The organism is Oleiphilus sp. HI0079 (assembly GCF_001635105.1).
This window is the reverse complement of the sequence record NZ_LWFT01000983.1, coordinates 1-11176: the sequence shown is the minus strand read 5'-3', so window position 1 is coordinate 11176 and position 11176 is coordinate 1. Positions and strand designations below refer to the sequence as shown.

At 49.0% G+C, this 11176-nt stretch carries 15 protein-coding genes; 5 read left to right on the top strand and 10 right to left on the bottom strand.

What is annotated here, in order from left to right; all coding sequences use genetic code 11:
- From A3750_RS18000 to A3750_RS17985, 4 genes are all read right to left on the bottom strand, one after another.
- Positions 1 to 332, bottom strand: a 332-nt coding sequence (locus A3750_RS18000; RefSeq protein ID WP_156498702.1) for an SDR family NAD(P)-dependent oxidoreductase, incomplete at its 3' end; no start/stop codon positions are given.
- Between the two features lie 82 nt (positions 333 to 414).
- The gene (locus A3750_RS17995) at positions 415 to 1407 is read right to left on the bottom strand and encodes an NADPH:quinone oxidoreductase family protein (RefSeq protein ID WP_068548552.1); all 993 of its coding nucleotides are present in this window, start codon (positions 1405 to 1407) and stop codon (positions 415 to 417) included.
- Positions 1408 to 1596: 189 nt separating this feature from the next.
- Positions 1597 to 2670 (bottom strand): phosphotransferase family protein, encoded by a 1074-nt coding sequence (locus A3750_RS17990; protein WP_231871871.1) that lies wholly within the window; start codon positions 2668 to 2670, stop codon positions 1597 to 1599.
- 31 nt (positions 2671 to 2701) lie between these two features.
- Entirely contained in the window at positions 2702 to 3934 is a 1233-nt protein-coding gene (locus tag A3750_RS17985) for an acyl-CoA dehydrogenase family protein (RefSeq protein WP_068548550.1), read from the bottom strand.
- Positions 3935 to 4157: 223 nt separating this feature from the next.
- Between A3750_RS17985 and A3750_RS17980 the strand changes: the two genes are divergently transcribed.
- The 4 genes from A3750_RS17980 (at position 4158) to A3750_RS17965 (ending at position 6957) form a co-directional block, all read left to right on the top strand.
- Positions 4158 to 5048, top strand: a complete 891-nt coding sequence (locus tag A3750_RS17980) for a LysR family transcriptional regulator (protein ID WP_068548558.1) — start codon at positions 4158 to 4160, stop codon at positions 5046 to 5048.
- A gap of 111 nt (positions 5049 to 5159) precedes the next feature.
- The gene (locus A3750_RS17975; protein ID WP_068455226.1) at positions 5160 to 5501 is read left to right on the top strand and encodes a DUF2834 domain-containing protein; all 342 of its coding nucleotides are present in this window, start codon (positions 5160 to 5162) and stop codon (positions 5499 to 5501) included.
- 16 nt (positions 5502 to 5517) lie between these two features.
- Positions 5518 to 5835: a DUF2007 domain-containing protein gene (locus tag A3750_RS17970; protein ID WP_068455233.1), complete on the top strand. Its 318-nt coding sequence runs from the start codon at positions 5518 to 5520 to the stop codon at positions 5833 to 5835.
- Between the two features lie 3 nt (positions 5836 to 5838).
- On the top strand, positions 5839 to 6957 hold the full coding sequence (locus A3750_RS17965; protein ID WP_082873345.1) for an SET domain-containing protein-lysine N-methyltransferase: 1119 nt from the start codon (positions 5839 to 5841) through the stop codon (positions 6955 to 6957).
- 56 nt (positions 6958 to 7013) lie between these two features.
- Here A3750_RS17965 and cobB read toward each other — a convergent pair whose 3' ends face one another.
- From cobB to A3750_RS17935, 6 genes are all read right to left on the bottom strand, one after another.
- Positions 7014 to 7733, bottom strand: a complete 720-nt coding sequence (gene cobB / locus A3750_RS17960) for a Sir2 family NAD+-dependent deacetylase (RefSeq protein WP_068548546.1) — start codon at positions 7731 to 7733, stop codon at positions 7014 to 7016.
- Positions 7734 to 7760: 27 nt separating this feature from the next.
- A complete protein-coding gene (locus A3750_RS17955) occupies positions 7761 to 8300 on the bottom strand; it encodes a DNA-deoxyinosine glycosylase (protein WP_197475130.1) in 540 nt (179 codons plus the stop codon).
- Positions 8293 to 9477 carry a formate-dependent phosphoribosylglycinamide formyltransferase gene (gene purT, locus A3750_RS17950; protein ID WP_068548544.1) on the bottom strand — a complete coding sequence of 395 codons (1185 nt, stop codon included), beginning with the start codon at positions 9475 to 9477 and terminating at the stop codon, positions 8293 to 8295. The genes A3750_RS17955 and purT overlap by 8 nt, the downstream gene beginning before the upstream one ends.
- A gap of 72 nt (positions 9478 to 9549) precedes the next feature.
- Positions 9550 to 9738 carry a DUF1289 domain-containing protein gene (locus tag A3750_RS17945; protein ID WP_068548432.1) on the bottom strand — a complete coding sequence of 63 codons (189 nt, stop codon included), beginning with the start codon at positions 9736 to 9738 and terminating at the stop codon, positions 9550 to 9552.
- A complete protein-coding gene (locus A3750_RS17940) occupies positions 9735 to 10268 on the bottom strand; it encodes a gamma carbonic anhydrase family protein (RefSeq protein ID WP_231871870.1) in 534 nt (177 codons plus the stop codon). Before A3750_RS17940 ends, A3750_RS17945 begins: the two co-directional genes overlap by 4 nt.
- Positions 10249 to 10878 carry a CoA pyrophosphatase gene (locus tag A3750_RS17935; protein WP_068455253.1) on the bottom strand — a complete coding sequence of 210 codons (630 nt, stop codon included), beginning with the start codon at positions 10876 to 10878 and terminating at the stop codon, positions 10249 to 10251. Before A3750_RS17935 ends, A3750_RS17940 begins: the two co-directional genes overlap by 20 nt.
- A 117-nt stretch (positions 10879 to 10995) precedes the next feature.
- Between A3750_RS17935 and A3750_RS25055 the strand changes: the two genes are divergently transcribed.
- On the top strand, positions 10996 to 11176 hold a 181-nt coding region (locus A3750_RS25055), incomplete at its 3' end, for a zinc ribbon domain-containing protein (protein WP_197475131.1).

Genomic DNA, 11176 nt, shown 5'->3' with positions numbered 1-11176 from the left:
GCATCAATGTCGGTATCGAGAATGTGGCCGAAATAAGGGTTGGCAGCGGCATTGTTGACCAAAATATCCAACTTGCCGTGCTTATTGGCGATATATTCAAAGGTCTGCTTGATCTGATCCATATCACCAACATGACAGGCCCATGCTTCGGCGGCGCCTCCTGCTTCGATAATCGCATCAGCGACAGCTTGGCAGTCGTCGATCTTGCGGCTTGATACGATGACATGTGCACCCTGTTCCGCCAGCAGCTTGGCAATCGCCTCACCAATCCCACGACTTGCGCCCGTTACCAATGCCACTCTTCCTGTTAAATCAAATAATTTGGTCGTCATTCTATTCTTCCTAATCCTTGTTTCGATTTAATTCTGCTCTGTTCAATAGTGTTTCGTTTAGACCGATCTTTCGCGTTGTGCATCAATCCAGCAAGGCATCGGGGACAACAACAACTTTGCCCTTCACTTCGCGATTCATCACTTTGGCCAACGCATCTTGAGTTCTGGAAAGCGGAAACACCTCATCCGTCTGCAAGCGCACAGCGCCTTCTCGATACCAAGCGAACAGCTCCTGCATGTTTTGCATAAAGATCATCGGCTCGTGCATCACAAACGAGCCCCAGAACACGCCAATCACTGAATACTCTTTTACGAGCGTTAGGTTTACGGGCAATTCTGGGATGGAGCCCGAGGCAAAGCCAACGACAAGCAACCGGCCATTACGCGCCATTGAGCGGGAGCAAGCCGCAAAGGCTTCGCCGCCGACAGGGTCGTACACGACATCAGCGCCCTTGCCTTTGGTCAGCTCTTTGATTCGGTCTTTTAGGTTTTCATCGCTATAGTTGATTAGCTCATCAGCGCCATTTTCCTTGGCCATCTCAAGTTTTTCTTGCGATGAACAAGCTGCGATAACGCGCGCACCCATAGCTTTACCAATCTGTACAGCCGCGATACCCGTTCCGCCGGCTGCGCCCAACACTACGAGTGTCTCACCTTTCTTCAAGCGAGCACGTTGTTTTAGGGCATGATGCGCCGTGCCATGCGCGCACATTAAGTTTGCAGCATCTGTATTTGGAACATCGTCTGTAATCGGCAATACCATCATTGCATTCGCGACAATCTTTTCCGCAAAGCCACCAAAGTCTTTGCTCGAACCGATTAAACGCTGGCCAACTTTGAGGTGCTTAACGCCCTCACCCAATGCTTCCACTTCACCGCAAAACTCCATTCCAGGAACAAAGGGGCATGCCGGCTTGGCTTGATACAAGCCTTGCACCAAAAGACCATCAGGAAAGTTCACACCGGTGGCCAGAACTTTAATCAATACTTCACCTTTACCGGGCGTTGGCGCTTCAATTTCTTGCAGCTTTAAGTCTGAAATCGAACCGAAGTCGTTACATACAATTGCTTTCATTTTCTTTCTCTTTGTTAAGTCGGACATCTAAGGTCCGACGAACACCAAAACAATTCATCATCCTCGATAGCACTGCTCGTCGGGGACCTAATGTTTCCTTCCGCACTCCACGTCGATCTAGGAGTGTCACGCGAGCAATCACAGTAGCGCTTGGGCTGCTGCTTTAACTTTCTGTTTTAACTTTCTGTTTTAACTTTCTGTTTTAACAACGTGCAAGGCACCCATCGCCAGCGGGGCAACATACGCGCCCACCTTACTGGCTTTTTTGCTTGAGGCGTTGCCATCAAGCGCACGTTTCGCAACACCTTGAGCAATCGCCGCCAAACGGAAATAACTAAAGGCTAGATAAAATGCCCAATGGTCTATCTTCTCGATTCCCATCGCTTGACAGTAACTCGCCACGTATTCGGCCTCAGTGGGAATACCCAGCGCACCTCGATCTGCACCGGCCAGACCGCTCATATCGCCTGCATTGGCGGGCATACGTAATTGCATACACTGATACGCCAGATCGGCAAAAGGATGACCAAGCGTCGATAGCTCCCAATCAAGCACTGCAATGACGCGCACCTCATCGGGCGCGAACATCATGTTGTCAAGGCGGTAGTCGCCATGTACTAGCGATACCCGTCCATCATCCTCTGGAATATGTTGCTCTAACCATTCAATTAATTGGTCCATCGCCGGGATTTTCTGAGTCTCTGAATCTCGATACTGCTTCGTCCAACGAGAAAGTTGGCGCTCAAAGTAGTTACCTGGTTTACCGTAATCGGCTAAGCCAACGGCATCCACATCAACAGAATGGATCGCTGCTAGCACCTTACCCATTTCCTCGTAGGCCTGCGTACGTTCTTCGTTTGACGGAAGTTTTGGCAAAGCTGCATCCCAAAAGATACGTCCTTCACAACACTCCATCACGTAGAACATGGAGCCAATAACGTCTCTATCTTCACAAAGGTGATACACCTTAGGTGTTGGTACAGCGCTTTTTTCGAGTGCCTTGTAAACACGATACTCACGATCAACGGCATGGGCCGACTTCAATAACTTGCCTGGTGGCTGCCTGCGCAGAACATACTGGCCTTTGTCTGTTGTTAGTTTGAATGTTGGATTCGACTGGCCACCAGAGAATTTTTCTGCACTTTGCAGTGCACCAAAACCGTCAATATGTTTGCCGAGATAAGCGCCTAAAGCTGCAAGATCGAGCGAATCCACTTCAGGGTTCGTCGTTTCCGTCATCGTTTCCGTCGTCGTTTCCGTCATAATCTTTCCTCTTCTTTTTGTTATCTCTGGATTAACGAGACATGGCAGCATACGCGCCGGCATAGCCTGCCGCGAGCCCGCGACCAAGCTGCATCATATGCACCTCGTCTGGCCCGTCAGCCAAGCGCACAACGCGCGCCATCTGATAAGCCTGAGGTAAGAATGTATCCTGACTCAATCCCATCGCGCCATGAATCTGCATCGCTCGGTCAATGACATCACATGCCATTTGAGGTGCAACAATCTTGATCATCGAAATAAGAGACTTTGCCCCCTTGTTACCCAAGCGATCCATTTGATCTGCCGCCTTCAACGTTAACAAACGCGCCTGCTCAATTTCACAGTACGACTTTGCAATCGCCTCACGCACCGAACCCTGTTTGCTGAGAGGACGGCCAAAGGCAACGCGTGTTTCGGCACGCACACACATCATCTCCAAAGCGCGTTGCGCTGCGCCAACTAAACGCATGCAGTGGTGAATACGACCTGGGCCCAAACGGCCCTGCGCGATTTCAAAACCACGACCTTCACCAAGAATGATGTTCTCAGCGGGCACCCGCACGTTATCAAACACAATGTCTGCATGCCCTTCCGGTGCATCATCGTTACCAAACACTTTCATTGGGCGCACCACGTTCACGCCAGGCGTATTCATCGGAACAAGCACCTGAGATTGCTGAACGTACTTGTTGTCGTTGTCCGGATCGCTCTTGCCCATCACTATCATGATTTCACAGCGTGGGTCACACGCTCCTGAGATGTACCATTTACGGCCATTGATCACATACTCATCACCATCACGCACGATACTGGTTTCGATATTGGTGGCATCACAAGACGCGACATCTGGCTCTGTCATCGCAAAAGCAGAACGTATTTCTCCAGCCAGCAAAGGCTCAAGCCATCGTTTCTTTTGTTCTTCAGAACCATAGCGGACTAACACTTCCATATTGCCCGTGTCAGGCGCGCTGCAGTTAAAGATCTCCGAGCCAAAGCGAGTACGACCCATGATCTCTGCGAGTGGCGCGTATTCAAGGTTGCTAAGGCCTGCACCGTAGTCTGACTCAGGCAAGAACAAATTCCACAAGCCCTGCTCTTTTGCGAGCGCTTTTAACTCTTCAATTTGAGGCGGGATAGCCCAGCGGTCTTCGCCATTCTCAATGGCCTCGTTTAACGTATTTTCAATTGGGAAAAGGTGCGTATCCAGGAAACCCTGAACTTGTTTCATTAACTGTTTGGTACGATCTGAATATTCGAATTCCATCTGTCTCTTCCTAATGTAAGCGTCGCGGTTACGTTTGCGACTTCAGCGCTTGCCGGCTTGCGTATTTGCACAGACAGTACAAATACCCGCGTTTAAATCAGACAACCAGTGTAAAAAGCCGAACAAAATCATTGAAGTTTATTTCATTTATATCGTTTAATAAGTTTCAGTGATCACGCTACATAAAACTCGCTAAATACCAAGGCTAAAGGGGTGAATGAGCATGCAACTTTCGAAAATCGATATGAACCTATTTATCGTGCTCGACACAATTTACAGCGAACGGAAGCTCACCAAAGCGGCGGAAGTACTGCATATCACCCAACCAGCTGTCAGCAATGCGCTAGCGAGGCTTCGAGGCCACTTTAATGACGAGTTGTTTGTCCGGCAGTCGGGTCAAATGGTGCCTACACCCTTAACCGAGAATATTATCGAGCGCGTACGCGAAGCCCTGGCGTCTCTTCAGAGCAGCTTAAACGAGCATGACGCATTTGATCCGCAGCAATCCAATCGCACCTTTCGCTTCTCGATGAACGACACGTCTGAGGCATACGTTTTACCTCGACTGATGGAGGTAATCGAAAGTGAAGCGCCAAACATTAATATTGAAAGCTATACCATTCCTCGAGCGGACATGGTGCGCGCATTTAGTGCGGGCGAGCTGGACTTTGCTTTGGATGTACCAATCATCAACCATAGCGATCTGGTGAATACCCCTCTCACGACGGATCGCTACGTATGCGTAGCGCGCAGCGAACATCCTCGTATCGCAAGTACATTGTCACTCGATCAATATATGTCTGAGGCACACATTCACGTCTCGAGCCGTCGAAAAGGCGGCGGACAGATTGACGCCTATCTCGGGCGACTGGGCCTACAAAGAAACATTAAACTGCGTATTCAGCATTCCAGAGCTGCGCGACCCATCGTAGCCAAAACAGACATGCTACTAACCATTCCTGAAAGTCTAACTAGGGGAACAAACTTGCAAGTATTAGAACTGCCGTTTGCAATTCCAATGTTGGACTGGCACTTGTATTGGGCTGAACGACATGAGAGCGACCGAGCACACCAATGGATGCGAGAGAGAATTTTCGATATTTTCAGAGAGTAAACATCCCACAAATACGTGCCATGTTTTCTAGCCAATCGGCATTATTTCTTTTGGCAAATGAGTACGCTATCTTAATCGCACTAAATTTCATTAAAACAATAAGAGAGCTCCATGAACGAAAATACCTTTAAGCTATCCATCGGCCTGTCTGCTGCGATTTTTCTCGCGGTCTTTATCTTTTACGTTAGCCCCAATGCTTTAGCAGATGGCGATATTATCGGCGCCTTTGCAGCGGGATTCGTCAATCCCTACGCGACCGGCTACTCCATCGATGTGATTATGTGCTGGTTTATTATGAGCGCGTGGATTCTTTACGAGCGTCAGCAATATGGCTACAAATACGGCTACCTTTGCATTGCCCTCGGCATGATGCCCGGTGCAGCTGTTGGCTTTGCGCTCTACTTATATTTACGAATGAAGCAGCAGTCCCCACAAGCTGCAATCAGCGAATGAACATTAGCTCACAGCGATGATCCGCGTCTTCAGTCACGACAATGCGATGGTCGTGCACAACATCAAAAACATTCTGGAAAACAATGGCATTGCCTGCGAGCTGAAAAACCAGTTCGGAGGAAGTGCCGCCGGAGAGGTACCGCCCATCGAAGTTTGGCCGGAGATTTGGGTCGAAGAGACACATCTCGACAAAGCGGTTGAACTGATCGAAGACGTCATGCATGGCGTCAGTGATAAAACGCACTGGCGATGCTCTAACTGCTCTGAAGAGAACCCTCCTGCTTTTGAGATTTGCTGGAATTGCGAGAAAGAAGTATCACTTGATGAACGGTAAACGATGAAAACAACACTCCAATACCAATCACAGTTAGACTGGGCTTTAGCCCACGGACTCTTTTTACACCCTTCAATCGAACGACGCGAAGTCAATGGTATTTACGGGATGTATGCTACGGCGGATATTCCGAAGGAAACTCTATTGGCAAGCTTCCCGTGCGATCAACTTATCGATTCAACAAAAGGGCCTTTTGGGGACTCTGAAGATGCTAGAGCGCTAAACTGGCTCCACGCAGCCGCCTGCGAGCTGGGGAACAAAAACACAACCTTCAACGGAGTCATCGCGGGATTTGAGAGTCTTGCGGAACTAAAACGCTATTCGTATTACTTTTTTAATGAGGACGATCTTGCCACCCTAAATGATATGCACCCTGTTCTATGCATGTGGGTTCGAGAAGCCAAACAGCAGGCCGACCATATCATTGATATTGTGGAAAAAGCAGAGCCCTCTTGCAGTAATGAAGACATCGTTTGCACTTATCTAAATATGCGCAGCCGAGCATTTCACCCCTTTGGCGTTGTCCCTGTGCTCGATCAATTCAACCATTCTGATCTACTTGGGCAATCAGACAAGTTCAGCGACGGAAAGCTCTGTGTCCACGCGAAAGTTGATTATCAAGCCGGAGCACAACTTTTTATTAGCTATGGGGCGAAAGACCTCTATGATCATGCGATTCACTATAATTATTTTGACCAATGCGGCCCACACTTTATAAATTTCGGCAAAAAAGCAATTCACTCTGCCGAGGGCGCTATTGGTCAGAAAGTGCTCGCGCACATCAAACGATTTTTCCCGGTCAACGAACTCGATATCGCCGGACAAAAAGCTTTCAATCTAAACGCTCCACTGATTCTGCTGATCGAAGATTCGCCCTCTGTCGATTTAGTCAAAGCGTTAACCGAGATAAGCAGAGTTCGGATCAACAAGCCGGCTCAAGAGACGGAAGTAAAAGCATTTGCGATAGACTATTTTCGGACGCTACTGGACGACCAGATAAAGCTCAATCAAGTTGACCAAGTCGATGAGTCTACCGTCCCCGATAAGCTATTACGCTTTTATCATCTTTTGAAAAAAGAAAAAGCCATGTTAATGGCAAATAGACAGAAGTTGCCTTCTTAGCAGATCGATATAGCACGTCGATATCAAGCGCGCGATTGATGCTGGAGGGAGAGCAGTCACTCGCTATTGAGAAGCATCTCGACAAAACTTGGCAATGCTTCGCCTGCTTTCCCTTCGACATGCCTGTCAAAACTGGTATGCACTGCAGAAGGCTCTAGGTTAATTTCTATTGTTTCAGCACCTGCACGATTTGCGACTTCGACAAACCCCGCTGCGGGATACACGTTCCCTGAAGTACCAATAGACAGAAACAAATCGCACTGCTCCAATGCTTGGTAGATTTCATCCATATAGAGTGGCATTTCACCAAACCAAACAACATGAGGGCGTAGTTCTCCGACAGCACCGCAATTCGAGCACACAGATTTCTGCGTGGTAGCGACTTCAGTCGCTTCCAGCGACGCACATGCCTGACAACGTACCTTTAACAGCTCACCATGCATATGCCTGAGGTTGACCGAACCGGCGCGCTCATGAAGGTCATCTATATTTTGTGTGACGAGCAAAAAGGACTGCCCATTGATGCGCATTTCGTGCTCTAGATGGGCTAGCGCTTTATGTGCGGGGTTCGGCTGAATATCAGGGGAAAGCAAACCCGCTCGCCGCTGATTATAGAAGTCGAGCACTAACTCCGGATCACGCTCAAACCCTTCAGGCGAAGCCACATCTTCAACGCGGTGATTCTCCCATAAGCCGTCACTGGCGCGAAAAGTTTGAATGCCTGATTCTGCAGAAATTCCCGCGCCGGTGAGCACAACAACTGAGCGATATCTCATGGATGAATCTCCCGTCTTCTATGTGATTTATTTTTCTCTATCCAAGATACGCAAAGCACGCAGCCAAATCTCTTCTTTGTGCGCGAGCGACATCGCCGCATATGCCGGACTGGTCGAAGGCATTACCGATGACGCAAGCCCTCTTTCGAGAAGAAAGCTCTTGCCTAGATGTTTTTGAAAGGTCTTGGCAGAGGCTTGGCCGTTAAACAACACGATTTGCAGCGTAGGATGTCTCTCAAAAAATCCGCAAAAGTCATTTACCGAAACAGTGCGAGTGTCGATGTCTGCATCCATACTTCCGGGCCGATGACAGCTCGCAATCGTATCCCAAACCGAAACACCTTTGTTCATTAGCGCGAGCGTTCTTTGTTGATAATCCGCATCATGCGCTACCCCCGTTAACGTCGCCATAATCTTCCAGAAGGCGTTTTGCGGATGGCCGTAATACTGTTGCAGTTCCAATGATTTTTGACTGGGCATACTGCCAAGAACAAGGACTCTTGTTTTGTCGCTCTCCAATGGAGGGAAAGCGACATCGATCTGTTTATCCGGCTGAGTGCTAGTCACAATGCGCGATAACAGCCGCAGAGGAACGCTTGGCTTTCTCCAGCGCGGCATCAAGGCTTTCGTCCCGCGCCAAAGCAACACCCATACGACGCTTACCGGCAACTTCCGGTTTACCAAATAAGCGTAGGCTTGTGCCCACCTCGGCCAATGCATCATTTAGTCCAGAGAAGCGCACGTTGCGGCTATCACCTTCAACCAAAACAACGGACGAGGCGGACGCGCCAAGCAGTTCGATCTCTGGAATAGGCAAACCAAGAAAAGCACGCGCATGCAGCGCGAATTCAGACAAGTTCTGAGAGATGAGTGTCACCAGCCCAGTATCATGCGGACGTGGTGACACTTCGCTGAAGTAAACATCGTCACCCTTGATAAACAGCTCAACACCGAACAAGCCGTTACCGCCAAGACTGGTCGTCACTTTGTCTGCAATATCCTTGGCACGTTGCAAAGCTAGATCTGACATTGCCTGAGGTTGCCATGACTGTTGATAGTCACCGTCTTTCTGGACGTGTCCGACGGGCGCGCAAAAAGAGGTGTTACCGCCATGGCGCACCGTCAACAAGGTAATCTCGTAGTCGAAGTCGACACTGCCCTCAACAATGACCTTACCCTTACCTGCTCGACCACCGGACTGCGCGTAATCCCATGCAGCCTGAATCTGGCTTGCATCGGTTAAACGGCTCTGCCCTTTACCTGAAGAACTCATAATCGGTTTAACGAAGCACGGAAAGCCAATGCGCTGTACCGCCGCAGAAAAATCGTCAAAGTTATCTGCAAACGCATAGCTTGATGTTGGCAAGCCAAGCTCTTGTGCTGCCAATGAGCGAATGCCTTCACGATTCATTGTGAGGTTTACCGCGCGAGCTGAAGGTACAATTTGGAAACCTTCGTCTTCAAGCTTTAACAACTCCGATGTCGCGATTGCTTCAATCTCGGGAACAATGAAATCCGGCTTTTCGTGTTCGATCACATGACGTAAAGCGCTTGTGTCCAACATATCAACCACATGAGATCTATGGGCTACCTGCATGCCGGGTGCGTTCTCATAACGATCAACCGCAATGACCTCTACGCCAAGACGCTGAAGCTCAATGATCACTTCTTTGCCTAATTCTCCAGCACCACAAAAAAGCACCTTTGTTGCGTTTTCCGTCAACGCCGTTCCGAGTGTTGTCATTATTCCGTCCTGTTATCCAGCCTCATAAAAATAAGGCCAGAGTATGGAATACCCCGGCCTTTCTCTTTGTTCTTAAATATACGCACTTTTTTCGCGCTCGCGCACCTTGACCATAATCTCCGCTTTTTCAGCTTCAGATTTAGCCCCCCAACCGGCTATTTCTTGGCCGCTTCTGTGGCAACCAACGCAAATATCGGCGTCATCTAGCGCACAAATACTGACGCATGGGGAGGCAATAGGTTTTACTTCGTTCTCTGTCATGAATGCTCGTCTTCAAGTTTCTGTAAATGCTTTAGGTAACGCTGCGAGTTCGACACATAATGCCCCGCGCTCATTTCAAGCATCTTCATTTGTGGTTCTGATAGCGTACGTTTTACCTTGGCAGGACTCCCAACAACCATTGATCCATCAGGAATTTCCATGTTCTCGGTTACCAGTGCGTTGGCGCCTATCAAGCAATGCTTGCCAATTTTAGCGCCATTCAGCACAACCGCGTTAATGCCGATCAGGCTGAAATCACCGATTTCACAACCATGTAACATCGCCTTATGGCCAACCGTAACGCCCCTGCCGATGTTGATCGGGCAGCGGGGGTCAACATGCAGTACGGCGGCGTCTTGAATATTGCTCTGCGGCCCAATGACCACTTTATCGTTATCAGCGCGAATCACCACGTTAAACCAAATGCTTGCGTCTTCATGCAGCTCAATGTCACCCACCAAGGTGGCGTTAGAGGCGACAAAACCTGGTTTTCCGATCAACTTTGGCGCTTTATCTTTCAGGCTGTACATCAAATCTACTCCGCTGATAATCATCGAATATTGTTATATTTGCGTCCATAGCAAGATTCAGGAACTCCACCAATACGATGGCGGTCAAACCCCAGATCTCATATTGCTCGTTATTGTGGATGTAGTGGTACGATGGAACCTGCAATGCAATACCTTTGTAGGTCATCCGATCTAATCGGCTCGGCTTCGTGTCGATAAAGTATTCCAGGGGAACCTTAAACACGCTGTCTAGCTCGTCGAGGTTGGGTTGTATCGGGATGTTCTCCGGAACGAGACCAACATAAGGCGTAACCTGAATACCATGCAGCGACACCACTTGACTCAGAGGGCCAATCAATTCTACCGCCTCTGGAGGAATGCCGACTTCTTCATGCGTCTCTCGCAATGCCGTTGTTTCTAGGGAAAGATCTTCTTCATCAAATTTCCCGCCGGGAAAAGCGACTTGCCCACTATGGGTTGAGAGCGCAGCTGAGCGTCTTGTCAGAATGACCTCCGGCGTAGACGCGTTGCGCGTGACCGGGACGAGCACACCCGCCTGCGGCAAGCCTTCACCCAGTTTGCGCGGTTTGTAAGCCTGAAGGCGAGATGTAAACTGATTTATAAGGCTCATCGAATAATACTACTAATTTGAGGCTACGAACCTTAGCATAGGGGCTAAGAATTGTTAACGAGTGCCCTACCAAACGGTGAGCACCACAATGATAAAGCGAAGACGGACACATTATCGATGAAATACTGCAGCGGTTGCGGCGAAGAAGTAACGCAAAAAATACCCGATGACGACACAAGACACAGGTATGTCTGCCTCGGATGCGAAACCATTCATTATCAAAACCCAAACATCGTTGCTGGGACTATTCCTGTCCACGAAGGCAAAGTCTTATTGTGCAAACGCGCAATAGAACCCC